Annotated in this window: 22 protein-coding genes, 1 pseudogene and 1 riboswitch; of the genes and pseudogenes, 12 read left to right on the top strand and 11 right to left on the bottom strand. The window is 73.5% G+C overall.

Annotation, left to right across the window (positions count from 1 at the left end; all coding sequences use genetic code 11):
- Positions 1 to 56: 56 nt before the first annotated feature.
- The gene (locus JKP75_RS12605; protein WP_200490903.1) at positions 57 to 1,220 is read left to right on the top strand and encodes a hypothetical protein; all 1,164 of its coding nucleotides are present in this window, start codon (positions 57 to 59) and stop codon (positions 1,218 to 1,220) included.
- Positions 1,221 to 2,225: 1,005 nt separating this feature from the next.
- Here the strand turns inward: JKP75_RS12605 and JKP75_RS12600 are convergent.
- Genes JKP75_RS12600 through JKP75_RS12590 form a run of 3 tightly spaced genes read right to left on the bottom strand, consistent with a single transcriptional unit; the run spans position 2,226 to position 4,990 of the window.
- A complete protein-coding gene (locus JKP75_RS12600; protein ID WP_200490904.1) occupies positions 2,226 to 2,885 on the bottom strand; it encodes an HD domain-containing protein in 660 nt (219 codons plus the stop codon).
- A complete protein-coding gene (locus JKP75_RS12595; RefSeq protein WP_200490905.1) occupies positions 2,882 to 4,138 on the bottom strand; it encodes a hypothetical protein in 1,257 nt (418 codons plus the stop codon). The genes JKP75_RS12600 and JKP75_RS12595 overlap by 4 nt, the downstream gene beginning before the upstream one ends.
- Entirely contained in the window at positions 4,139 to 4,990 is an 852-nt protein-coding gene (locus JKP75_RS12590) for an ARPP-1 family domain-containing protein (RefSeq protein ID WP_200490906.1), read from the bottom strand. It lies immediately after the preceding gene.
- A gap of 73 nt (positions 4,991 to 5,063) precedes the next feature.
- Here JKP75_RS12590 and JKP75_RS12585 point away from each other — a divergent pair, with 73 nt between their 5' ends.
- The 8 genes from JKP75_RS12585 (at position 5,064) to JKP75_RS12550 (ending at position 13,383) form a co-directional block, all read left to right on the top strand.
- Positions 5,064 to 6,233, top strand: coding sequence for an NUDIX domain-containing protein (locus JKP75_RS12585; protein ID WP_309229798.1), 1,170 nt, complete (start codon positions 5,064 to 5,066; stop codon positions 6,231 to 6,233).
- Positions 6,234 to 6,392: 159 nt separating this feature from the next.
- Positions 6,393 to 7,691 carry a 3'-5' exonuclease gene (locus JKP75_RS12580; RefSeq protein ID WP_200490907.1) on the top strand — a complete coding sequence of 433 codons (1,299 nt, stop codon included), beginning with the start codon at positions 6,393 to 6,395 and terminating at the stop codon, positions 7,689 to 7,691.
- Positions 7,688 to 9,334 carry an NERD domain-containing protein gene (locus JKP75_RS12575; RefSeq protein WP_200490908.1) on the top strand — a complete coding sequence of 549 codons (1,647 nt, stop codon included), beginning with the start codon at positions 7,688 to 7,690 and terminating at the stop codon, positions 9,332 to 9,334. Before JKP75_RS12580 ends, JKP75_RS12575 begins: the two co-directional genes overlap by 4 nt.
- 759 nt (positions 9,335 to 10,093) lie before the next feature.
- Complete coding sequence (locus JKP75_RS12570; protein WP_200490910.1) at positions 10,094 to 10,264, top strand: hypothetical protein; 171 nt, start codon at positions 10,094 to 10,096, stop codon at positions 10,262 to 10,264.
- Between the two features lie 73 nt (positions 10,265 to 10,337).
- Positions 10,338 to 11,045, top strand: coding sequence for a helix-hairpin-helix domain-containing protein (locus JKP75_RS12565; protein WP_200490911.1), 708 nt, complete (start codon positions 10,338 to 10,340; stop codon positions 11,043 to 11,045).
- On the top strand, positions 11,045 to 11,560 hold the full coding sequence (locus JKP75_RS12560) for a PASTA domain-containing protein (RefSeq protein ID WP_200490912.1): 516 nt from the start codon (positions 11,045 to 11,047) through the stop codon (positions 11,558 to 11,560). Before JKP75_RS12565 ends, JKP75_RS12560 begins: the two co-directional genes overlap by 1 nt.
- Before the next feature lie 168 nt (positions 11,561 to 11,728).
- A complete protein-coding gene (locus tag JKP75_RS12555) occupies positions 11,729 to 12,850 on the top strand; it encodes a ScyD/ScyE family protein (RefSeq protein WP_200490913.1) in 1,122 nt (373 codons plus the stop codon).
- 92 nt (positions 12,851 to 12,942) lie between these two features.
- Positions 12,943 to 13,383 carry a hypothetical protein gene (locus tag JKP75_RS12550; RefSeq protein ID WP_200490914.1) on the top strand — a complete coding sequence of 147 codons (441 nt, stop codon included), beginning with the start codon at positions 12,943 to 12,945 and terminating at the stop codon, positions 13,381 to 13,383.
- On the opposite strand, the gene JKP75_RS12545 is transcribed toward JKP75_RS12550, so the two are convergent.
- Both JKP75_RS12545 and JKP75_RS12540 read right to left on the bottom strand, forming a co-directional pair.
- Entirely contained in the window at positions 13,352 to 14,746 is a 1,395-nt protein-coding gene (locus tag JKP75_RS12545; RefSeq protein WP_200490915.1) for an ADP-ribosylglycohydrolase family protein, read from the bottom strand. The genes JKP75_RS12550 and JKP75_RS12545 overlap by 32 nt on opposite strands.
- Positions 14,743 to 15,903: an alcohol dehydrogenase catalytic domain-containing protein gene (locus tag JKP75_RS12540; protein ID WP_242473313.1), complete on the bottom strand. Its 1,161-nt coding sequence runs from the start codon at positions 15,901 to 15,903 to the stop codon at positions 14,743 to 14,745. The genes JKP75_RS12545 and JKP75_RS12540 overlap by 4 nt, the downstream gene beginning before the upstream one ends.
- Before the next feature lie 115 nt (positions 15,904 to 16,018).
- Here JKP75_RS12540 and JKP75_RS12535 point away from each other — a divergent pair, with 115 nt between their 5' ends.
- Complete coding sequence (locus JKP75_RS12535; protein WP_200493129.1) at positions 16,019 to 17,701, top strand: CocE/NonD family hydrolase; 1,683 nt, start codon at positions 16,019 to 16,021, stop codon at positions 17,699 to 17,701.
- Here the strand turns inward: JKP75_RS12535 and JKP75_RS12530 are convergent.
- The 4 genes from JKP75_RS12530 to JKP75_RS12515 all read right to left on the bottom strand — a co-directional run bounded on the left by JKP75_RS12530 (position 17,682) and on the right by JKP75_RS12515 (position 19,855).
- Complete coding sequence (locus JKP75_RS12530) at positions 17,682 to 18,095, bottom strand: hypothetical protein (RefSeq protein WP_200493128.1); 414 nt, start codon at positions 18,093 to 18,095, stop codon at positions 17,682 to 17,684. The genes JKP75_RS12535 and JKP75_RS12530 overlap by 20 nt on opposite strands.
- A gap of 131 nt (positions 18,096 to 18,226) precedes the next feature.
- Positions 18,227 to 18,748: an HAD domain-containing protein gene (locus JKP75_RS12525; RefSeq protein ID WP_200490919.1), complete on the bottom strand. Its 522-nt coding sequence runs from the start codon at positions 18,746 to 18,748 to the stop codon at positions 18,227 to 18,229.
- A 34-nt stretch (positions 18,749 to 18,782) separates the two neighbouring features.
- On the bottom strand, positions 18,783 to 19,124 hold the full coding sequence (locus JKP75_RS24010) for a WhiB family transcriptional regulator (RefSeq protein WP_309229797.1): 342 nt from the start codon (positions 19,122 to 19,124) through the stop codon (positions 18,783 to 18,785).
- A gap of 218 nt (positions 19,125 to 19,342) precedes the next feature.
- The gene (locus tag JKP75_RS12515) at positions 19,343 to 19,855 is read right to left on the bottom strand and encodes a C40 family peptidase (RefSeq protein ID WP_200490920.1); all 513 of its coding nucleotides are present in this window, start codon (positions 19,853 to 19,855) and stop codon (positions 19,343 to 19,345) included.
- A 15-nt stretch (positions 19,856 to 19,870) separates the two neighbouring features.
- Positions 19,871 to 20,017, bottom strand: a riboswitch (cyclic di-AMP (ydaO/yuaA leader).
- A 387-nt stretch (positions 20,018 to 20,404) separates the two neighbouring features.
- On the opposite strand from JKP75_RS12515, the gene JKP75_RS12510 reads away from it, so the two are divergent.
- The gene (locus JKP75_RS12510; protein ID WP_200490921.1) at positions 20,405 to 20,551 is read left to right on the top strand and encodes a hypothetical protein; all 147 of its coding nucleotides are present in this window, start codon (positions 20,405 to 20,407) and stop codon (positions 20,549 to 20,551) included.
- A 103-nt stretch (positions 20,552 to 20,654) separates the two neighbouring features.
- Positions 20,655 to 21,608, top strand: a complete 954-nt coding sequence (locus tag JKP75_RS12505) for a D-2-hydroxyacid dehydrogenase family protein (RefSeq protein WP_200490922.1) — start codon at positions 20,655 to 20,657, stop codon at positions 21,606 to 21,608.
- A 124-nt stretch (positions 21,609 to 21,732) separates the two neighbouring features.
- On the opposite strand, the gene JKP75_RS22900 is transcribed toward JKP75_RS12505, so the two are convergent.
- Entirely contained in the window at positions 21,733 to 22,296 is a 564-nt protein-coding gene (locus JKP75_RS22900; RefSeq protein WP_255523316.1) for a pyridoxal-phosphate dependent enzyme, read from the bottom strand.
- A 112-nt stretch (positions 22,297 to 22,408) separates the two neighbouring features.
- Positions 22,409 to 22,930 (bottom strand): annotated as a pseudogene (locus JKP75_RS22895) (pyridoxal-phosphate dependent enzyme); the annotation flags it as partial.
- Positions 22,931 to 22,999: the final 69 nt, after the last annotated feature.

Below are 22,999 nucleotides of genomic sequence, written 5' to 3'. Positions count from 1 at the left end.
GACCTGATCGTCACCGTCGGCCACTACGTTCACCACGCAACGGAAGGAGCGCGGCTGTGGAAGCGCCGTACACCAGTACCGGACCCGGCCAGGCCGTGCGCCTCGTCTACCAGGTCATGGGTACCAACGGGCCAATCTCAAACCCGCGGAAGATCCGCTACATCCCGGTCGGATCCGCTGATGCGGCGGGCCTGGGGCTGCCCACACCGACGGGGCCCCTGCCGTCGGGACCGGACGCCTCCGTCGTGATAGGTGCGGTCCAACTCGCCAACCTCGGCGTCTCTGTCGTCAACCTTGCGATCTCCACGGCGATCCTGTTCGAGGTCAAGAAGCAGACGCGCATGCTGCGCGAGATGCAGGTTGGACTGCAGGAGGTCCGGGCCGGGATCAGTGATCTCCTGACGCGCACAGAACGCATCGACGTCAACGTCGCAGAACTCCATCTCCGCGACACCCTCAACCACGCGCTGAAGTCCGCGAGCAAGCGCGACGAGGTCGATCTGGTTCTGCTCGCGCAGTTGGTCGCCAAGGCTCTCGACCGGTTCTTCGCGTCGATGGACGGTCCCGTTCAGCCCGGCATGAATCGGAGTTACTCGCTGACATCGGACGTGCGCGAGATGGCAGAGGCCGCCCTGCACCTTCTCTGGGGTGCCCGCCTGACCGCCGTCCAGGCGCACAACCTTGCCTGCTCGGGTGACCCGCTCAAGGTGGTCGGCGATGACGGGCTCCGCCGCCACCTGGAACAAGCGGCGGACGCGACCACGCTCATGGCGGCCATGGGCACGATCATGGATGGCGCGAATGCCATGGCGGACAAGGTGGCCGACGGCCTGCGCGACACTCGGCTGTTCTGGGGTGACAGCGACATCAAGCGCAAGTTCATGCACCGTCAATTGGCGGGGCTTCAGAAGAAGAACCTCGACTGCCTGGCGCCAGTTGCGCCAGCCCGCCGCCTGCTGGCCGAATTGCAGGACCAAGAACCGTGGAAGGCCGCCTGCGACGAAGGCGGCGAGTCGATCAACGCCTTTCTGCGGGACTACTTGCTGGCCTGGAGTGCCCACACAGACGCAGGTCTGCTGTGGAGGCTCCGGTACGAAACAGACCTGCAGGCCGACGCGACATACTGGCAGACCCTTGACGGCTGGATGCAGCCGATGGCAACCGACGCGACTGAACCAACTCTGGGCGTCACTCGGCCGCACGAAGCAACCGTCGCCTGACGCGGGCGGCGTTGCACGGGCACTGAGCGTGGCCGTGAATAGCCCCGTGCGCAATCCGGAGCCGTATCCGGCGCGGCAGGCCCTGCCCCCGCCGACCGACACGTTCGCCCAGCGGGTCGGCGACCTGTCCCCCGAGGCGCAGATCCTCGCGCACGGATCCGACTTCCAGTCTGATTGGTGGGAGGCCCGGATCGGCAATCCGGCTGGACCACGTTCTTCCATGGTCTGCCGCCCGCAACGCTCGGGAAGAGATACCGGCGGATCACCCGCCGGGATCTGCTCACCGGGTGCGGTCGGTCCGGCGGCCGGGATGGTCCGGAATGGTTGGGGGCGCTGCCGGCCGGGTGCTACGCCTGGGGCGCCGGCGATCAGTCGGGGCCTGTGGCGCGCCGGCCGCTGGTCTACACACGGCCGGACCGGCCGCCGTACTTGCTCATCGAGGCCAGGCTCGCCGCCGCTTTCGATGCCAATGCGCCGTGGCACGCCGGAGGACGGCTATTGGCTGCTGCTGCGCACCCGCGACAATCTGGGCGAGCAGCGCGGGGCGGTGAGGTCCGAGGACGCCTAGGCGATCGAGGTCGAACGATCCGGAACGGCACTCAGGGCCTCCGATGACCCGCGACGGCCGCCGATCCGCCCACGAAGACGGCTGATCCGGCCCGAACAGCAGCGAAGCTGCCCCCAGTCCCCGACCTTCCGGTCGGATCCTCCGAGGACGGCTTCGCCGTCGATCTTGTCGCTACTTGACGAGACCTCCGTCAGTAGCCTCCGGTGGCCTCCAGGTCCCACGGAGCCTGCGGCTCGACGCACATGTCGTCCGGCGAGCCATCGGGCCCGACCTGTGAATGATTCGCGTACCAACTAGCGATAGACGTGGCCACCCTGACCTCCTCCTCGCGCTCTCGCGAAGACGATCACAGAGGTGTGAAAGGGACAACGTCTCGCAGGTATCGACCCGCCCGCGGTGACCCGGGTGGGAGAGTCTTCCCTGGTACCGGTGAGCCGCTACGGCATCGCCGCCGGCACCTCACCCCGCTCGACGTCGGCGGCGGCGAGAAGCTCGGTGACGGCGCGATGCAGCGCGTCGGCGATGGAGGTGGCGGGCAGCCGCTCTGCCAACGCACGCTCGACGCTCGTGTAGTACCCGAGCAGCTCGTCGCGGGTCGCGTTGAACGTCGACCAGAAGTCCCGCCCGTACCGGCGGACGTCGGCTGCGATGCAGAGCCCGTTGTGCGTCTTGTCGGCCGCCGTGACCAGTAGCGCGTCGAGCGGCTTGTCGGCGAGGCCGGCGACGTAGGGCCGCTTGCGCTCCGCCCACGTCCCGCTCCGGTTGCCGTCGGCGTCCAGGCCGTCCGAACACGCCCGGACGATGTCGGCGACCGCATCGCCGAAGCGTGACCGGATGTCGGCCAGCACGGCGCCGCCCTGGCCCGCCGGCGCGTCCTCCACCGCGTCGTGCAGCAGTGCGGCAATTGCCTGGTCCTCGGTGCCGCCGTGCTCGAGCACGAGGGAGCTGACGCTCATCAGGTGCGACATGTACGGCACCCGCGAGCCCTTCCTCGGCTGCTCCCGGTGGTGCCGGGACGCGAACACCAATGCTTCGTCGAAACGCTCGCTCAGCGGCCCAGCACCCATCTCGGCGCGTGTCTCGAGGGTCGTGGTCATGGGGTCTCCTTGCCCGTTAGGACGGCGGCGACGATCGAGTTGACGTCCGCCGTCACGGTGGTCGTCCGTGAGGCCGCGCGGATGGCAGCGGCATGGGTGTACGGATCGTCGCCCTTGGCGTTCCAGTCGGCGTCCAGCTCCCAATATCGGACCACTCTGGCGGTGTCCGACTCGGCCTTCCGGGTGATCTCCGCCCAGTTGTCGCGGCCCAGGCCCAGGCCCAGACGCAGCGTCTCGGCGTCCGCGGTTCGCCTCAGCTCGCTGTCCATGACGTCGGAGACGGCGCCGAGCACGGACAGCAGCAGCGCGTCGGAGCCGACCCTGTCGCCGCTCGCGCCGATCCAGCGCAGCCGGACGTGCGTGGTCCCGTCGCGCTCCTCCTGCGACAGCACCCGGTACTGCCCGCCGGTGATCAGCTCCTGCTCCTCGTCCTTGATGCCCGAGTGCACCCAGGCCGGGACGGCGGGGAACGCACCGACGAGCTCGAACAGGAACCGCGTCCCGAAGCCGGCCGCCACGTCGGGGGAGAGGGAGACGCCCCAGAGCGGCATCTCGATCCGCCCGGTCGCCAGACGCTTCTCGATCTGCGGGTCCTCGGCGGGCTTCGACGAGATGCCCCGACCGGCGAACCCGCCTGCAGGGAGCCCGACGCGGGCGGGCCAGCCGTCCGCGTCCTGTGGCTGTGCCGCGTTGACCGCCCGCAACAGGGCCACGCCGGCGGCCAGGACCTCAGGCGTCGTCCGGGCCTTCTCTTCATAGGCGGTGATGAAGTCCGCGTGGAAGTAGTGGCGGACCCCGCTGAGCACCCGCGCCGCCGCGCGCACCGGTGAGGACCCGACGTTCTGGCCGCCCTGCCAGAGCGTGCACGCCGCCGCCAGGTCGTCGGCCGTCACCTGCGGCTGGGTGGCAGGTCGGGCCCACTCGAGGTTCCTGGCCTGGAGCTCCCGCAGCACCCGGACGGCATCCGACACCGCCCCCGCGATGAGCGCAGCGGCCTCCTCCGTGCTGGTCGCCGTTCTTGCGCTGCTGCCCGTCGCAGTGACCGAGGTGAAGCCGTCGTCAGGCGCCGGCAGGTGGACGGTGCCGTCGGCGGCCAGGTCCACCCGCTGGGTGAAGTAGGTCGAGGGGTGCTTGCTGCTGATGGTCACGTGCACGGGGTGCCGTGCGGTCTCCTCCACGCGGAGGTGGACGTCCTCGTCGTCCCAGTCGGCGACGCTCTCGGTCACGCGGCGGCGCACCTCGTCGAACAGCATTCAGGCCTCCTGGAGGACGGCGGAGAGGTGGATGGTGCGGTCGTGCCAGCGGACGTCGTCCACGCGGAGATGGGTGCCGCCGGACAGCCGGCGGCCGAGACCGGCCGGGCTGACGGCAGTGTGCCGGGTGCCTTCGACACGTTCGGCGAACGAGCGTGCCGCCGCGCCCGGCGTGCGGAGGGGCGATCTGCCCAGGCCGTCGAGGGCTGCCGCGTGCAGGAGACCCGACCAGTGCTCGGCGAGCGTCCGCCCGCTGTCGAACACCTCCAGCCAAGCGGGGCGGCCGGCGATGCCGACGAGGAGCCCGCGCTGCCCGGCGAGGGGGCGGAGCCCGCGAGTCAGGTCACGGGCCGCGGGGGCGGTGCGGTCCAGCCGGTCGGCCAGTGACCCGGTGTGCGACGGCCCTGCGACGGCGTCGTACCGGCTGACGCGCTCCCAGACCGCCTGCTGGGCGTCGGGGCGGTCGAACCGGGCGCGCACGGCGAAGGGCACGCGCCGCGCCTTCCGCGCGTGGGCGAGGTCGCCGCCCCACCGGCCCTCCTCGACGCACACCACACGCTCGACGGACGGCGTGCCCGGCGCCAGCAGCGTCGTGGCGGTCAGCGCCCGCGTCTGCCAGCCGCCCTCGAGCAGCTCGCCGGCGAGCAGGAGAACCGGGCGCTCGCCACGGTTGGTGAGCACCAGTTGGTCCACGGCGGGCGTGCCGGCGCGCTCCGCGACGTCGACAGGTGCGGACGCCCCCGTCAGGTACCCGCGGGGCGTGGACGGCGCGTCCGTCCAGATCGGGAAGACGGTGAGCGGACCGCGGTGCGTGCCCTGCCCGACGTGCAGCCTGGTGGTGGAGGAGGTCATGGCGTCTCCCTACTTCGAAGCACTTTTGCTTGTAATCAGACTTTGACGCACACATGCCGGTAATGTCAACCGTGTGAGCAACGAGAGCGTGCGGCGTCACCACGACCGGTCGAACCGCGGACTGACCGACTACCCCCGGCCGTCCGTCGCGGTCGACACGGCCGTCCTTGTCGTCGACGTGCGCACGGGTTCCCTCGGTGTCGTGCAGCACCGAAGGCCCGACGGCGGCGCGCACGAGGGGGAGTGGGCGCTCCCCGGCACCTTCCTGCACGAGGGGGAGACGCTCGCCAACGCCGTGCTCCGCTCACTCGCGGAGAAGGCCGGCCTCCAGGGGACGCGTCCCATGCAGCTGCACGTGTTCGACCATCCCGACCGGGACGACCGCGGTTGGGTGCTCTCCGTCGCCCATGCCGTCCTCCTGCTCGCCGAGGACGTCGGTCCGGTGCTCGGTAACCGCCCCGACGTGCGGGTGGTGCCGGTCGAGGACGCCGCCGGGCAGCCCTTCGACCACGACGAGATCGTGCGCCTCGCCGTCGACCGCGTGCGGCAGGACTACGCGCTCCAGCCGGACCCGGCGCACCTGCTCGGTGAGCTGTTCACGCTCAAGGCCCTGCAGGCGCTGCACGACGCCGTCGCGCCGCGGCCGGGTGCGGGGGAGGCCCGCCCGTCGATCGACACGTTCCGGCGCTACATGGTCGGCAGGGGCCTCATCCAGCCCACGGGCCAGTCGGCCCGCAAGGAGCCTGGGGCCGGCGTGATGGGCAAGCCCGCTGAGCTCTACCGACGTTCCGCCGACAGTCGGGACGCGGTCGAGGTGCTCGGCGTCCGGCCGGTTCGCAAGGACCGCACCCGGACGGGTCGGGCCGAGAGCCCGACCGGTCCCGCACGGTCGTTCCAGGCGTTGCCGGGTGTCAAGGTGCATCCGCACATCCAGCGGCTGGTGGATGAGCTCGGCGAGCGGATCCCACTGACGCTGTCGGTCATGCCGCACTACGTGGCCGTGCGGCCGCTGGGGGAGGAGCGGGTCGCCGCCTATGCGCGTCCGCAGACGCTCTCCGTCGGCCTGGACCCCGAGGACGCCGTCGCCGTCAGCGCGGAGTTCCCGGGTTTCCGGCTCGAGCGGACCTCCTCGACCACCCACCATGTGCACGTGCCGCTGCTCGCGCTCACCGAACCGGTGGAGCGGCGGGCGGCGATAGCGGCGCTGGAGCGCGCACTGGCCCGCATCGTCGAGCCGCACTGACGCCAGCAGAGGGGTCCGCCGGCCCACTCGTGTGGGCGGTGGGGTGACTGTGGCGGATGCGGGGCCCGTCCGGATCGAAACTCGGGGAATTGTCGGTCGGGCTGTGGCAGCGTCCGGACGGCGCCACGGGGGCGCGAGAGTGCGCTCAGGAGGTTCGCCGTGACGGTGGCCGTGATCGACGTGGAGACCACGGGCCTGTCCCCGCGGACCGACCGGGTGCTGGAGGTCGGGATCGTCCTCCTCGACTCCCGCGGCGAGGTGGAGGCCGAGTTCGAGACGCTGCTGAACCCGGGCCGGGACGTCGGCCCGACGGCGATCCACGGCATCCGGGCAGCCGACGTCGTCGACGCCCCGCTCTTCGGCGACGTCGCGCCGCACCTCCGCTCGCTGCTCGCCGGTCGGGTCGTCGTCGCGCACAACGCGCTCTTCGACCTGCGCTTCCTGGCGCGTGAGTTCGGTCGCGCCGGGGTGTCGTTCACCCTCTCGCCGTCGCTGTGCACGATGCGGCTGGCCCCGTTGTTCTTCGGCGCCGGTACCCGGTCGCTGCAGGCGCTCTGCGGCTTCCTCGACATCCCGCTCGCCCAGGCCCACGCCGCGCTCCACGACGCCCGCGCCACGGCCGAGCTGATGCTGTCGATGCTGGCGTCCGACCTCGGTCAGGGCTCGCTCGCCGGTGCCGGCTTCCGCGTCGACTTCTCCGAGGACGGCAGCTACCTCGGCTTCGAGCCCATGGGCGGTGGCTGGGCGGACCTCGTGACGGCGGCTGCCGTGCACGCCGGCGACCCCTGCCCGCCGTGCCCGACGCTGCCCCGGACCGCCGCGACCGCGGCGGTCCGGCAGCGCGACGGTTATCTCGGCGGCCTGGTGGCGGCGTTGCCCGCGCTCGACGACGCGCCGCCGAGCATGGCGCCGTACCTCGCCGTCCTCGACCAGGTGCTGGAGGACCGGCTGGTCAGCGTCACGGAGGCAGATCAGCTCCTGGCTCTCGCCGGCGAGCTCGGCTGCGGTGCCGACCACGTCGTCGCGGCGCACCGGATCTACCTGGAGGCGCTCGCCACGACGGCGTACGCCGACGGCGTCGTCACCACGGAGGAGCGGGCCGATCTCGAGCGGGTCGCGGTCCTGCTCGGGCTGACCGGCCGGGACGTCGACCTGGCCCTGGCCGTCGTCCGCAGCGGCGCGCAGGTCTCCCTGCCGCGACGGCCGGGGGTCTTCGCGACCGGGGACAAGGTCGTGTTCACCGGTGCCATGAGCCGCGCCCGCGCGGACCTGGAGCAGTCGGCGCGGGACGCCGGACTGGTGCCCGCGACCTCGGTCTCGAAGCAGACCGCCGTGCTCGTCTGCGCAGACCCGCACTCGCAGTCGGGAAAGGCGGCCAAGGCGCGGGCGCTCGGCGTCCGGGTCATCAGCGAGGCGGTCTACTGGGAGTCCCTCTCGGCGGTCGGAGCCCCCGCGTGACGGCGCGCATCCTCCCGGCGGACGCGGACTTCGGCTCGCCCGCCGAGCGGCTGTTCGCCGAGGCGCTGAGCGAGCAGCTGCCCGATGACGCCGTCCTCGTCTGCGGGCAGCGGTTCACCGACCGCAAGGAGGACCGCGAGGCCGACGTCATCGTCGCCTGGCCCGGGTTCGGCATCGCCGTCATCGAGGTGAAGGGCGGCAGCGTCTCTCTCCGGGACGGGGAGTGGCGCCAGCACGGCGGCGGCATCGACAAGCGGATCCGCCCGGTCGACCAGGCCAAGGTGTGCAAGTACCTGCTGCGCGACTACCTCCGCAAGGACCGGCGCTGGAGCGCCGGCGACCCGCGGATGGTCCACCTCGTCGCGCTGCCCACGACGACACTGCCGGAGGACTTCGCGGCCCCTGACGCTCCGCGCTGGCTGGTGCTCGACCGGACCGACCTGCCGGGGGCCGCCGGCCGCATCGCGTCGGCCCTCCGGCAGCTCGAGCAGGACGTGCCGGCACCGACGGCCGAGGAGGTCGATCGGCTCGTCGAGTGCCTGCAGGGCGTCGGCATCCCGCAGCAGGACCTGGTCGCCGGCCTGCACGAGCGCGAGGCCGAGTGCGATCTGCTCACCCGCGACCAGGCGCGCGTCCTCGACATGCTCGAGGGCAACTCCCGCGTCGAGATCCGCGGTGGCGCGGGTTCGGGCAAGACGTGGCTCGCGCTCGAGAAGGCGCGGCGGCTCACCGCGGAGGGTCAGCGGGTCGCCGTCATGTGCTACTCGCGCGGCCTCGCCGAGTTCCTCAAGCGCCGGGTCGCCACGTGGCCGGCCAAGCAGCAGCCCGCCTACGTCGGCACCTTCCACTACCTCGGAATCGCGTGGGGCGTGCCCGCCGGATCGGACGACGACAGCCCGTACTGGGAGGAGCTCCTGCCCCAGGAGATGGTGGCCCTGGCCGGGCAGCTGCCCGAAGCGGAGCGCTTCGACGCCATCGTGATCGACGAGGCGCAGGACTTCGCCGAGAGCTGGTGGCCTGCGGTGGTTGCCGCGCTCCGATCCCCGGACGACGGCTGCCTGTACGTCTTCGCCGACGAGGGGCAGCGGGTCTTCGCCCGGCAGGGGCGTCCGACGGTGGCCCTGACGCCGATCAACCTCACCGAGAACCTGCGCAACACCAAGCAGATCGCCGGCACCTTCGGCAGCCTGACGACGTCGCAGATGAAGAACCGCGGCGGTAACGGCGTGCCGGTGCGCTTCGTCCAGTGCGCGACCGACGACGCCCTCGATGCTGCCGACGACGCCATCGAGGGGCTGCTCGACGACGGCTACCCGTACGACGCCGTCGCGCTGCTGACGACCTACCGGCGGCACCCCGAGCAGGCGGCCCGTCAGCAGGCCGGCCAGGACTCGTACTGGTCGTCCTTCTGGGACGGCGAGGACGTGTTCTACGGGCACGTCCTCGGGTTCAAGGGGCTCGAGCGGCCGGCCGTCGTCCTGGCGGTGAACGGTTTCCGGGACGAGTCCCGCGCCCGGGAGATGCTCTACGTCGGACTGTCCCGCGCCCGCGACCTGCTGGTCGTCTGCGGCGACCTGGAGCTCATCCGCCGCGTCGGCGGCGAGGCCGTCGTCCGGCGACTCACCCACTCGTCGCCGGGCTGAGTCGGCTGATCGGAGCCACCGTCCGACGGCGGCCGGCCCGAACTGTCACACCGTTGATCGACACTGCTCGCGACCAACAGGACGGAGTCACTGCGTGAGCGCGTCGGACGTGCCCCTCTTCCGCACCGGAACTGGCGGGCGGCGACACATTCGAGGCTGTTCGCACCTCGTCGGCAAGCCGGTCATCCAGGCCGCCGACACCGACGGCGAGATCTGCACGCTGTGCGAGCGTGAACTGCGCGGTGAGGGACGGCGGTACTTCGCGTCGCTGGCCGAGGCGTTGCCGGAGTTCGGTGCCGCCCGGAGCAACTGGCCGCTGATCGAGAGCCACCTCTCCGGCGTCGAGCACGACCAGGTCTGGATCGTCCACAGCGGCTCGTACATCGCCCTCGGCCGGGGTGGGCGGGCCGTGGCATGGGCGGGGAAGACGTACGTCAACCCGTCTGCCGAGACGTTGATCGAGTTGCCCGACTACCGCCCCGGCGGGGGAGGCGGCACCCGCCGGTGTCGAGGTCGTGCGAGGCGACATCTGCGAGAAGCACAACATGGAGAAGTCCCGGAACGGCACGTGCGGGATGTGCGACTTCTGACTCGCCCAGGCCACATCCGGTGGGCGACGCGTGGGGATGTCGACCCGTCGACTTCTCGGTCGCCCCAGACGCCGCGCCGGTCCCGCCCGCCCCGGAGATGCCGTGTCAGTTCCGGATGTGACGTCAGGCGTTCCGTAGCTTGGTGCGACGACCACGAAAGGGACCAGCTGTGGCCAAGCACCTCCTCGACCAGACCGCCGAGTTCGCTCTTCCGCGAGCCGGCCGGCATGCCGCCCCCGACACCGGCGAGATCGCCGTCACCCAGCGCTTCGACGCGGGCTTCCGCGAGCAGCCGCCGGTGCCGTCGCCTGCGCAGCTCCGGGACAACGTGGCTCGCTGACCCCACCGCGGGGCAGCGGTCCGCGCCGCCGAGCACCGTCGCTCGACCGAACCGCTGCACCGAAGGGAACCGCGTGACCCCGCCGCCCTACCTCCCGGCTCCTCCGCCGCGGGGGCCGTCCACGTCCGGCGAGCGGTTCCGGGCCGGCGGCTGGTACCTCGTGCTGGCCATCGCATCGGCCGGGATCTTCGCCGCCGTGCCGTTCTGGCACGCGGCGACCCGGCTCGGCCGACGCGATGTCCGCACCTTGGCGCTGACCTACACCGCCGCCGGCATCTACCTCGTCGTCCTGTTCTCGCTGATGCCCCCGCAGCAGCCGGACGGGACGTCGGGCAACCCGACGCTCAGCACCATCGGCGGGCTCAGCGCGCTGTTCGTGATCGTCATGGCCTGCATCCAGCTGCGCCCCCTCCGCCGCGCCGTCTACGGCGGGGGCGGCGTCGTGCCCGTGCACGCCGACCCGCTCGTCGCCCGTGCGCTCGCCGCGCGGGCCCGCCGCGAGGAGACGCGACGGCTCATCGAGGCCAACCCGGGCCTGCAGCGTGAGCTCGGGATCGGCCGTCCCGACCTCGGTCGCGGCTACGACGACGGCGGCCTGATCGACGTCAACACCGCCCCGGCCGAGGTGATCGCGCGCGTCACCGGCATCGACGCCGTTGCGGCGGAAGCCATCGTCCAGCGACGGGCGATCGGCCCCTGGTACGACATGGCCGAGCTGGTGGTGAGGGTGCCGCTGACGGCGTCGGCCCTCGAGAGCCTGCAGGAACGCGCGGTCTTCTGATGGCGCACCCGACGGGAGCCGGCCCGCAGTCCTCCGCGCTGCCGTGGTGGGTCGTCGTCGGCGGCCTGGCCGTGATCGGCATCGGCGGTGCGGTGGTGGGCGGCCTCAGCGGCGAGGCCGGCACGTCCGCAGCCGCGACCACGTCGTCGTCCTCGGCGTCCGCCTCGGCCGCGCCGCGCGCCGCAGCGACGACCACCCCGACGACGACCGCGCCGTCCTCGACCGTCCCACCGGCACCGACTCCGCAGGCGACGAGCAGCGCCCCGAGCGCGAGCACCGTCGACTTCGTCATGCCCGACCTCGTCGGCTCGGACCTGCAGTCGGCGCAGGACGCGGTGCAGGAGCTCGGCGTCTTCTACAGCGTCTCCCACGACCTGCTGGGCAGCCGGAACCAGGTCCTCGACTCGAACTGGATCGTCTGCGATCAGAACGTGCCGCCCGGGCAGCGGGTCACCGGCGACGTCGAGGGGCAGCTCGACTTCGGTGTGGTGAAGCGCGAGGAGACCTGTCCCTGACGAGTGAGTCGGGCCGGTTCCGGATCACGGCGTAGGAGCGCTGCTACCGCCTGCGACGCCGCGCGCACCGGGGCAGAAGTCGGGACCAAAGTCGCGTCCGCGACGCCGCATGTCCCTGGCAGGTTCCTGCGCGTCCTCGGGGAACCCCTGCTCAAGGGAGACAGATCCATGCGGCACTACAGGACGGCCGCGGGCGCGGCCACCGCCGTGGCACTCGTGCTCGCGGCACCGGCGACGGCCAGCGCCCACAGCGACCAGCACGGCATCCCACCGATCACCACCTTCGCCACCGGCCTCGACGGCCCCCGCCAGCTGAGCACGCTCAGCCACGGGGTGCTCCTCGTCGCCGAGTCCGACAGCGGCGAGGTCTCCTCGGTGGACCTCTACACCGGGAAGGTGCGCACGCTGCTCAGCGGCCTCGGCAATCCGCAGGGCGTCGACGCGGCGAACGGGCTGATCTACGTCGCCGTCGGCGAGGCCGGCCCGCCGCCGGAGGAGGGCGCCCCGCCACCCCCGCCCCGGCCGGCCGGTGAACCGCAGAACGTCGTCCTCGAGGCGACGCCGGACGGGAAGGTCCTGCGCTCGTTCGACCTTCTCGCCTACGAGAAGGCCAACAACCCCGACGGCCAGGTGCAGCTCGTCAACGGCCAGCCCGTCGACGCGCTGTCCAACCCGTTCTCGGTGCTCGCCCAGAAGGACCGGCTGCTGGTGGCCGACGCCGGTGCGAACGACGTCCTCTCCATCGACCTGGCCACCGGGGCGATCAGCACCTTCTTCGTCCCACCCGTGATCACCGGCACCCCGGAGTGCGCGACGGCGGAGAACAACCCCGGCACCGTCGGCTGCGACCCCGTCCCGACCGAGATCACCCAGGGACCGGACGGGCTCATCTACGTCGGCACCCTCGGCGCGGAGGCCCCGGGAGCGGCCCGGGTCTACGTCCTCGACCAGCACGGCAAGGTGCTGCGCCACATCGACGGCCTGACGTCGGTCACCGGGGTCGCCGTCGGCGACGACCGCACCGTCTACGTCTCGAACGTCATCGCGGGCGCTCCCGAGGGTGACGGCCCGCCACCGGCCGGCTTCGACCCCGCGACGGTCGGCAACCTGACGCGCATCTCGCCCGACGGCTCCCGGGCCGTCGCCGAGGTCACCATGCCCGCCGGGTTGGAGATGGCCAGCGGCACGCTGTACTCCACCGCGTGGGCCGTGGCCAGCTTCGCCAACCTGCCGAACGGGCTGGGTGAGGTCCAGCGGATCGGTGAGGGGGCGTTCGCCCGGACACCCTGATCCCACGATGCCCTGACCCGACGCCCCTCCCGGGGCGGGCGCTCCGCCCGCCCGGGGACGGGACGGCGGCGGGCCGTGCCACGCTCGGAGCCGTGGTGGACGGGGCCGGGTCGAGCAGGGCAACGCTGCACCCGGTCCTGGCCGGCTACCTGGCGGACCGCGCGTGGTCGGCCGGGCGGGCGCGGCGCGTGGTCGACGGGCTCCGCCTGCTGCAGGAGCTCGCGCGGACCGGCGACCGACCCGTGACCTACAGGGAGTTCGCCGAGCAGGTCCAGCCGGGCCTGGCCGCGCTCGCCGCGTCCCGGGTGCTCGCCGACATCGGCGAGTTCTGCGCCGCCACCGGGTGGCCGAACGTCACCTGCTTCGTCGTCTCCGCGAGCACCGGCGAGGTCTCCCCGGGGTGTCGCTGGATCGGCGCCGGGGGGCCGGTGGTGGCCCGCGAACGCGCCCGGCTGAGCTACGGCGTCCGGAACGACGGCCCACTGGTGGACGCCACCGGCGTCAGCGGGCGAGCCGGTCCAGGGCCTGGGTGAAGCTGGCGTTCCACAACCCGAGGTGCGGCCAGCGCGCGGCGACGTGCGCCGTCGCCTCCTCCGCCGTCATCCCCTCGGTACGCATCAGCCAGGCGCGCAGCACCAGCCCGGTCCGCGAGGCGCCGCCGTGGCAGTGCACCAGCAACCGGTGTCCCTCGGCGCGCAGCGCCGCCATGTCCTCCAGCACGTCGGCGAGCACGACGTCCAGGTCGCTGTTGTGCTCGTTGTCGGCGACGTACGCCATCCGCTGCAGCTCGTGCTCGAACGGCTCGCCCAGCCGGCACAGCGAGATGACGGCGAAGTCCTGCTCGCTGTACCGCGCGCCGTCGAGGTTCGCCGCCCAGATGCCCGGCAGCACCTCCTCGGGGCCGATCCGCGGGATCACGCCCGGGTCGTAGCTCTGCTGCACCCCGCCGTCCAGCGCGGCCGCCAGCTGCTGCAGGTCCGCCAGCCGCCACAGCTTCTCCGCGAACCCGGGCACCCGGCCGTGCACCACCGACGCCCACCGGCTCGGGATCCCACCCATCCCGTGCACGGCCCCGGCGAGCCCGCCGGCCACGCACGCGACCGTGTCGGTGTCCCCGCCCAGGTCGATCACCAGGCGCAGCACCTCGGCGAAGTCCGACCCGTGCCGCAGCGCCCACACCGCCTGACCGAGCGTCGGCCACACCGCGCCGTTCGACTCGGTCGCCTGATCGGGCGTCCAGTCGGGGGCGAGCACCGTCGCCCACCGCTCGCGGTGCTCGGGTGCCACCAGCTCCAGCGCCGCGGGGATCGCGGCCAGCGGGTCGCCGCCGTCCAGGGCCACCCGCATCAGCTCGGCGTGCACCGCGCAGCCCTCGCCGGCGGACGGGTCGCCGTGGGTCAGCGCCGAGAGCTGCCGGGCGGCGTCCGTGGTGGCCGCGGTCCCGAACCGGGCGAACCAGATCGCCGACGGCGTCGCGCGCATCAGCGAGCCGTTGCCCGCCGCGTGGCCCGACCGCGCGAAGTGCTCGGACGCGGCCGACGACCACGGCCGGCCCGAGCCCAGCACCGCCCGCGTCTGGTTGCCGATGTCCGGCGGGTCGGCCGCCGCCCACTGCGCGAACCGGTCGAAGACGTCGGCCGGGTCCAGCCGGCCGGCGTCGACCAGGGACGACGCGACGAGCAGCGCCATCTGCGTGTCGTCGGTGAACTCGCCCGGCGCCCAGCCCAGCGACCCGCCGCCGCACATCTCGGTCTTCGCGCCGCGGGCCGGCGCCGGGAAGCGGGCGGAGAAGGCCCCGGCCGGGCCGAACTCGAAGGGCGCGCCGAGCGCGTCACCCACGGCGGAGCCGACGAGTGCTCCGGCCACCCGGTGCGAGCGGTGCATGGACGAGCTCATCGAACCTCCGGGGACGGCGCGGACCTCCCGGCACGGTAGCCGGGTGCTGCGCGGTCGCCGACGGCTGGCCCGCCACGGCGGCGACGAGTTCTCCCTGCTCCTACCCGGCCGGACGGGGGAGGAGGCGCTCGCCCTCGTCCGCCGGGTCTGCGCGCTGCACGACGGGGTGTCGCTGTCCTGCGGCGTCGCCCAGTACCGCCCGGGCGACAGCGCCTCCGCCCGGCCCTGGAGCTGCCGACACCCAGGAGGTGAGCCGGTCCGTAACGCCCGAGGTGGCGACGACGCGCATCATGGCGCGCACGCTCGCCACCTTCTACGGGTTCGGTGGCGCGGCGGGCCTGCTCGTGACCCTCGCCGACGATCTGGATGACGCCGTCCATCGCCACGGTCTGCCGGGCGATCTCCAGCGTCGGGGCGGCGCCGACGAAGTCGAACACCGCCTGCGCGCCCACCCCGCCGGTCAGCTCGCGGATCGCCGCGACCGCCGACTCGTCGGAGTGCAGCGCGCGGTGCGCGCCGACCTCGCGGGCGAGCTTGAGCTTGTCGTCGCTGAGGTCCAGGGCGACGACGGTCGCCCCGGTGATCGCCCGCAGGATCTGGATGCCCACGTGCCCGAGCCCGCCGACGCCGATCACCACGGCGGTGCTCCCGGCCGGCAGCGCGCCGAGCGAGGAGACGATCGCGTGGTACGGCGTCAGCCCGGCATCGGTGAGCGAGACCGCGGACACCGGGTCGAGGTCGCCGAGCGGGACCAGGTGCCGGGCGTCGTCCACAATCAGGTACTCGGCCAGAGCGCCGGGCGCGCCCAGCCCGGGCGGGTAGATGCCGAGCCCGCCCGCATGCGGGCAGTAGTTCTCCGCACCCCGGGCGCAGGCGTGGCACCGCCCGCAGCCCCACGCGCCGTAGACGGCGACCGGCTGGCCCAGCTCGACGCCGCTCACGCCGTCGCCGAGCGCGTCGACGACGCCGGCGCCCTCGTGGCCCAGCGTCAGCGGCAGCTGATAGACGCCCTCGGGCAGGCTCATCACGAACGCATCCGAGTGGCACAGCCCGGCCGCGGTCACCTTCAACCGCACCTGGCCCGGCCCCGGTTCGGGCGTCGGGATCTCCACGACCTCGGGTTCGCTGCCGACGGTCCGGTACTGCACTGCGCGCATGTCAGCTCCTCGCGGGACGACGATGCCCCGACCCTAGGGCCCCGCGCCGACGAGCAGACCGTCGCAACCCGCCGCTAGGGTCGCGCCGTCCCCGCCGCTCTGACCAGGAGATCCCGTGCGCCGGCCCGATCCTCCCTCGCCCCGGCCGCTCCCGCGCCCGGCCCGCCTCGCTGCCGCCGCGCTGGGCCGCCGGTGGAAGCTGCCCGCCCCACTCGCGCCGGTCCAGGTGCTGGGCGACGTCGACGTCCCGATGCGCGACGGCGCCGCGCTGCGGGCCGACGTCTACCTGCCCGCCACCGCCGGCCCGCACCCCGTGGTGCTGCTGCGCTCCCCGTACGGGCGTGGAGCCGGGTTCGCCGTGTCCACGGCGGTGCCGTACGCCGAGCGCGGTTACGCCGTGGTCCTGCAGAGCGTGCGCGGCACCTTCGGCTCCGGTGGCGACTTCACGCCCGTGGTCAACGAGGAGCACGACGGCCAGGACACCGGCGCGTGGCTGCGCGAGCAGCCCTGGTTCGACGGCCGGCTGGCCACCCTCGGGCCCAGCTACCTCGGCTACACGCAGTGGGCGCTGGCGCTCGACCCGCCGCCCGAGCTCACGGCCATGGTCCTGCACATCGGCCCGCACGACCTCGCCCAGGCCGGGCTGATCGACGGCGCCTTCCAGCTCACCAACCTGGCGATCTGGACCGACCTGGTCGCCCACCAGGAGCAGGTCGGCTTCCTGCGCGGCCTGGTCCGGCTGGCGACGGCGGAGCGGCGGCTGGCCCCCTTCCTCGGCGAGCTGCCGCTGCAGGGCCTGGCCGAGCGGTTCGGCGGCACCCCGGCGCCCTGGTTCGACGAGTGGATGGACCACCCCGACCTCGCCGACCCCTACTGGGACCGGTACCGCGCGACGCCGGCCGTGCACTCCTCGACCGTGCCCACGATGCTCATCGGCGGCTGGCAGGACTGGTTCCTCGAGCAGACGCTGTACCAGTACGGCGTCCTGCGGCAGCGCGGCGTCGACGTCGCCCTGACCCTCGGCCCCTGGGCGCACCTGGGCATCGACCCCGCGGTCACGACGCCGGAGAGCCTGGCCTGGCTCGCCATCCACCTGCCCGTGGACGGCGCTCCGCCGGCACCCGAGCGGCCCGAGCCGGTGCGGGTGCACGTCAGCGGCGCCCGCACCTGGCGGACGCTGCCCGACTGGCCCCCGGTGGCCACCGAGCGCACCTTCCACCTCGCCGGCGGCGGCCGACTGGTCGACGACGCCCCCGTCGAGGCCGCGGTCACCCGGTTCACCTACGACCCGACCGATCCGACGCCCTCGATCGGCGGGCGGGTGCTCGCGAACAGCGCCGGGCAGCGGGACAACCGGGCGCTCGAGGCCCGCGCCGACGTCCGCACCTTCACCACCGAGCCGTTGCGCCGACCGGTGGAGGTCCAGGGCGGGGTGCGGGTGCGGCTGGTCGTCGAGTCGGACAACCCGTACGCCGACGTGTTCGTGCGGCTCTGCGACGTCCAGCCGAACGGCGCCTCGATCAACGTGACCGACCGGCTGGTCCGGCTCGATCCGGCGCCGGGGGAGGTGCCGCGCGCGGGGCTGCGGACGATCGAGACCACCCTGACCGACACCGCGCACCGCTTCCGCGCCGGCCACCGGATCCGCCTGCAGGTCTCCGGTGGGGCGCACCCGCGCTACGCCCGCAACCTCGGCACCGGCGAGCCGCTCGGGAAGGCCACGCGCAGCCGACCGGTCACCCACCGGATCCGCTCCGGCGGGCCGACGCCGTCGTCGATCACCCTCCCGACGGTCTGATCGGTGCGTGGCCGTTCGGGGACGCGGGCGGGAGCAGCAGCCCGAGAAGCGGAGCGGCGCCCTCCGCGCTGAAGTCGGTGACCGGGACGACCGCGCCACCCTCCGGGCGCGCCCAGCAGGGCAGGTCCTCGGCCCGCCCGCCGGGGAGGACCACCGGGACCAGGGCGGGGCAGTGGCCGGGCGGGACGTCGACCTCCCGACTCGGCAGGGCCGTCGACGCGACGACCAGCACCCAGGAGACGGTGGTGTCCTCCAGCAGCCGCTGCAGGTCCGGGGGCTCGTTGGACGTCAGCGACTCCAGCCACGCCTCGACGCCGGCGGTGGCGAGGAACGCGCAGAAGGCGCGCGTTTGGTCGGCCTCCGCGGGGCCGGCCGGCGCGGCCAGCACCAGCACACGGCCTCCCGTCGGCCGGGTTCGGTTCGCTTCGGTTCCGGTATCCACGGTTACCCCCTGCGGTCCACCGCGCAGAGTGGCACCGCGACGGGCGGGCGGACAGGTCTTGCGGCGCGGCCGGGCGGCGGGCGTCAGCCGCCGTCGGCCAGCCAGCGCTCGACCCGGTCCAGCTCGGCGTGCGTGAGCCCGGTGGAGTAGGCGGGCGCCACCACCAGCACCTGGCCGTGGCCGCTGATCCACGCGCTCGCGTCGTCGGCCTGGTCGGCGAGGTCGTCGTCGATCCAGACGATGCGGCGGCCCGGCTCCGCCGCTGCGACGGCCTGCGCGGCGGTCAGCTTCCACCAGCCGGCGACGCCGCCGAGCGTGCCGCCGAAGCCGGTGGGCAGCGCGTCGCGGCCGTGCGTGCGCAGCCCGCGGGGCAGCCCCAGCGGCCCGGCCAGCAGCTCGTCGGCGAGCTCGGTCCACGTGGTCAGCCACTGCAGCTCCACCCGGCCGGACTCGTGCAACGCCCGCAGCCGGGCCACGACCGACGGATCCCAGGACAGGACGTAGCCGTTGAAGCGGCCGCGCCGCCAACCCACGGGCAGGTCGTGCCGGACGGCGTTGAGCACGCCGTCGACGTCGAGCAGCAGCACCGGGGGAGGAGGCGTCACCTCGTCGTCCCTACCCGGCGCGGGCTCCTGCCGCTCAGGCGGTGATGGCGTCGCGACGGGCCACGCGCAGCCGCCGGCGCTCGCGCTCGGAGAGCCCGCCCCAGATGCCGAAGCGCTCGTCGTTGCGCAGCGCGAACTCCAGGCACTCGGCCCGCACGTCGCAGCCGGTGCAGACGCGCTTGGCGTCGCGGGTCGAGCCGCCCTTCTCCGGGAAGAACGCCTCCGGGTCGGTCTCACCGCACAGCGCCGACAGCCGCCACGACTCGTCGTCGGGGGCGACGGGCTCGGTCCACGGGGTGCTCCACGACGGCTGGTCGTGGGTGTCGACCGTCTCGTCGGGGACCAGGGACAGGAAGGGGCGGTAGGACGAAGGCACAGCGCTGCTCCAGGGGAAGTGGGGCGGGGGGTGACGGACCGGTACGGGCCGTCGGCTGGCACTGACGTTATCTGCGCGTGATCTGACGCGCTCCGGCGGATCAACCCGAAACCGGACCGTCCGGTTGGCGCATTGTGTGGACACGTCGACGGGTCGCCATGTCGCCGTGTCGACACCGGGCCGGTGATGGCCCGGCCCGGTGCCGACAGCTGCGGAGATCAGGCGACGCGGCGGGTGCTGTGGTAGCCGGGCACCGAGTCGACCCGCACGATCGAGACCGGCTTCCCGTAGGTCGACGAGTGCACCATCATCCCGTTGCCGATGGCCATCCCCACGTGCCCGACCGGGTCGTAGAACGTGATCAGGTCACCCGGCTGCATGGCGTACCAGGGGACCTCGACGCCGGCGGTCGCCTGTGCGCGCGACGTGCGCGGCAGCTGCACGCCGGCCGCCTTGTAGGCCGCGAAGGTCAGACCCGAGCAGTCGAAGCCGCCGGGGCCCGTGCCGCCGTACACGTACGGCTTGCCCTGCTGCGCCAGGGCGTGGTTGACGGCCGCCTGCGTGGTCGGCGTCGGTGCCGGGGCTGCGGAGAACATCACGGGCGCAGCGGCGGCGGGCGGGGCGACGGCGACCGAGGCGGCCAGGGGGGTGAGGGCGAGACCGGCGCCGGTGAGGAGGGCGAGGGTCGCCCCGCGGACGCGGCTGGACGAGGACGTGCGGGTAGTCGTCATGGACGACGCGTTCTCCTGTTCTCCATCAACCGCCTACCGAGTTAGCTGACGGGTTCGGGCGGGGAGATCGCCCGGCGGGACCGGTCGAGCCGGTCGCGCTTCACCCCAGGGACTGCGCGTGGGTCCCCGGCCCGGCGCCGAGACGTTCGGCGCCGGTTCGGCGGTGTCCGGCCGGGTGTCGCCGGAGGCGACGTCGAAGGCCTCGGCCGGACCGCGACGACGCTAGGTGGATCGACCGGCCCCTGCCGGACCGCGCCGCGGCGTCGTCCGGGTGATGGGCCGGCCGCCACGCCCGGGTGCCCGTTGGGCGACTCGCGGCCCCAGCACGCCGGTCGCCGTCCGGCCCCGCCGGCACCTCTCGCCCACATAGCGGAACGTGATCGGGCGCTTACTTCTCTGTGCGAGGCGTGGCGTCACCGACGGCAGCGGCCCACTCACGCGGCTCGGCGCCGATCGCGTCCTCCGGCCGGTGGACCGGGATCCCGACGGGGGTTGGCGGCCGCCGTCACGGGGCAGGGACGGGGTCAGTCCACAGCTGAGGAGGCGAACATGGCCGGAATGCTCCGGAAGCTCATCGCGTCCGGGGTCGCCGCACGGGTGATCCAGGAAGCGCGCAAGCCGCAGAACCAGGCGAAGCTCAAGAAGATGCTCGCCGACTTCCAGAACAAGAACGCCGGCGGCAAGCGCCCCCGCTGACCCACCGGCGCCCGACGACGGCCCCCGACCGCATCCGCCGGTCGGGGGCCGTCGCACGTCCGGCGCCGGGCCCCTGGCGACGGCGGTGTAGTAGACCGGGGGCGTGATCCGCATCGCCGTCCTCGACGACTACCAGTCCGTCGCCGCCGACTTCTGCGACTGGTCCCGCGTGCCGGGGCCGGTCCAGGTGGTCGGGTTCCACGACTCGGTCTCCGACGTCGAGGCGCTCGCCGCGCGGCTGGAGCCCTTCGACGTCGTCGTCGCCATGCGGGAGCGCACCGAGTTCCAGCGGGACCTGCTCGAGCGGCTGCCGAACCTGCGGCTGCTGGTGACCACGGGCATGCGCAACCGCGCGATCGACGTCGCCGCGGCCGCCGAGCGGGGCATCACCGTCTGCGGGACCGGTGCGGGGGCGGCAGCCACCGCCGAGCTCACCTGGGGGCTGGTCCTGGCCACGCTGCGGCACATCCCGCGCGAGGACGCCTCCGTCCGGGCCGGGGGCTGGCAGCAGACCCTCGGCGGCGACCTGGACGGCGCCCGGCTCGGCGTCGTCGGGCTGGGGCGGCTCGGCAGCCGGGTCGCCCGCGTCGGCCAGGCGTTCGGCATGGACGTCGTGGCGTGGAGCCAGAACCTCACCGACGAGCGGGCCGCGGAGGTCGGCGTCCGCCGGGTGGAGCGCGACGAGCTCTTCGCCACCGCCGACGTCGTCACGGTCCACCTGCTGCTGTCCCGGCGGACCCGCGGCCTCATCGGCGCCGACGACCTCGGCCGGATGAAGCCGACCGCCGTCCTGGTCAACACCAGCCGCGGGCCGATCGTCGACCAGCAGGCGCTCCTCGACGCGCTGCACGGCGGCCGGATCGCCGGCGCCGGGCTCGACGTCTTCGACACCGAGCCGCTGCCCCGGGACCACCCGCTGCGCTCGGCCCCGCGCACCGTGCTCACCCCGCACCTGGGCTACGTCACCCGTGGCACCTACGAGGTGTTCTACGGCGAAGCGGTGGAGGACGTCGCCGCGTGGGTGGCCGGCGAGCCCGTGCGGGTGCTCGAGCCGTAGGACCGCGGACGCCGCCCACCCGGGCCAGGGGGTCCGCCCGGGGGGCGGTCCGTCGGTCCTAGTGCTCTGAGTCGCCACAGACTCAGAGCACTAGATCCGGCAGGACGACCTGCCGGGGAGCGGGTCAGACCAGGAAGCGGTAGGCCGTCGACCCGGGCAGCAGGTGCTCGATGCGCAGCGGGCTGGCCTCGACCCGCTCGAGCAGCTCGGCCAGGCCCTCGACCCGGCCCAGCTCGATGCCGGTCAGCGCGGCGCCGGTCTCCCGGTTGTCGCGCTTGACGTACTCGAACCGCACGATGTCGTCGTCCGGGCCGAGCACCTCGTCGAGGAAGCGGCGCAGCGCGCCGGGTTCCTGCGGGAACTCGACGAGGAAGTAGTGCTTGAGCCCGCGGTGCACCAGCGAGCGCTCGACCACCTCGGCGTACCGGCTGACGTCGTTGTTGCCGCCGGAGAGCACGCAGACCACCGTGGAGCCCGGCGCCAGGTCGATCAGCCCGCCGCTGAGCGCCGCCGTCGCCAGTGCGCCCGCGGGCTCGGCGATGATCCCGTCGGTCTGGTACAGGTCGAGCATCTCGGTGCAGATCTGCCCCTCGGGGACGGCCAGGAGCTCCGCGCCCGCGTCGCGCACCATCGGGAAGGTGACCGCGCCGGCCCGGCGGACCGCGGCGCCGTCGACGAAGGTGTCCATCTCCGGCAGGTCGACCGGCTGACCGGCGGCCAGCGCCCGCGGCCATGTTCGCCGCCCCCGCCGGCTCCACGCCGATGAGCCGGGTGGTGGGGGAGTGGGCGCGCAGCCAGGTGCCGGCACCCGCGAGCAGCCCGCCACCGCCGACCGGCAGGACGACGACGTCCGGCGGTTCGGGCAGCTGCTCGAGCACCTCCACGGCGACGGTCGCCTGCCCGGCCACCGTCGCCGGCGAGTCGAAGGCCGGCACCAGCGTGGCCCCCGACGTCGCCGCGAACACCGCCGCGGCGGCCGCCGCCTCGTCGTACGAGTCGCCGGTCACGACCAGCTCGACCATGTCGCCACCGAGGGCGGCGATCCGCTCGCGCTTCTGCCGCGGCGTCGTCCCGGGCACGAACACCCGGCCGCGCACCTGCAGCGCGCGGCAGGCGTAGGCCAGGCCCTGCCCGTGGTTGCCCGCGCTGGCGCAGACGACGCCGGCGGAGCGCTGCTCGGGACCGAGCGCCGAGATCATCGTGTACGCGCCGCGGATCTTGTACGAGCGCCCGACCTGCAGGTCCTCGCGCTTCAGCCAGACGTCGGCGCCGGTCAGCGCGGAGAGCCGGGCGTTGCGCTGCAGCGGCGTCCGCTCGGCCACGCCGTCGAGCCGGCGGACGGCGTCGCGCACCTGCGCCTCGAACCCCTCGGGGGACTGGTGGACAGCGTT

It is taken from the genome of Blastococcus sp. TML/M2B (assembly GCF_016612865.1).
GTDB lineage: Bacteria > Actinomycetota > Actinomycetes > Mycobacteriales > Geodermatophilaceae > Blastococcus.
The sequence above is the reverse complement of the archived record's forward strand: the minus strand, read 5'-3'. Positions and strand labels throughout refer to the sequence as shown.

What these genes read in the sequence shown, in the direction of transcription:
- JKP75_RS12600 (WP_200490904.1), bottom strand. Translation starts at nt 2,885, where the DNA reads ATGACCACGACCCTCGAGACACGCGCCGAGATGGGTGCTGGGCCGCTG.
- JKP75_RS12595 (WP_200490905.1), bottom strand. Translation starts at nt 4,138, where the DNA reads ATGCTGTTCGACGAGGTGCGCCGCCGCGTGACCGAGAGCGTCGCCGAC.
- JKP75_RS12590 (WP_200490906.1), bottom strand. Translation starts at nt 4,990, where the DNA reads ATGACCTCCTCCACCACCAGGCTGCACGTCGGGCAGGGCACGCACCGC.
- JKP75_RS12560 (WP_200490912.1), top strand. Translation starts at nt 11,045, where the DNA reads ATGGCGCACCCGACGGGAGCCGGCCCGCAGTCCTCCGCGCTGCCGTGG.
- JKP75_RS12555 (WP_200490913.1), top strand. Translation starts at nt 11,729, where the DNA reads ATGCGGCACTACAGGACGGCCGCGGGCGCGGCCACCGCCGTGGCACTC.
- JKP75_RS12545 (WP_200490915.1), bottom strand. Translation starts at nt 14,746, where the DNA reads ATGAGCTCGTCCATGCACCGCTCGCACCGGGTGGCCGGAGCACTCGTC.
- JKP75_RS12540 (WP_242473313.1), bottom strand. Translation starts at nt 15,903, where the DNA reads ATGCGCGCAGTGCAGTACCGGACCGTCGGCAGCGAACCCGAGGTCGTG.
- JKP75_RS12515 (WP_200490920.1), bottom strand. Translation starts at nt 19,855, where the DNA reads ATGACGACTACCCGCACGTCCTCGTCCAGCCGCGTCCGCGGGGCGACC.
- JKP75_RS12510 (WP_200490921.1), top strand. Translation starts at nt 20,405, where the DNA reads ATGGCCGGAATGCTCCGGAAGCTCATCGCGTCCGGGGTCGCCGCACGG.
- JKP75_RS22900 (WP_255523316.1), bottom strand. Translation starts at nt 22,296, where the DNA reads ATGGACACCTTCGTCGACGGCGCCGCGGTCCGCCGGGCCGGCGCGGTC.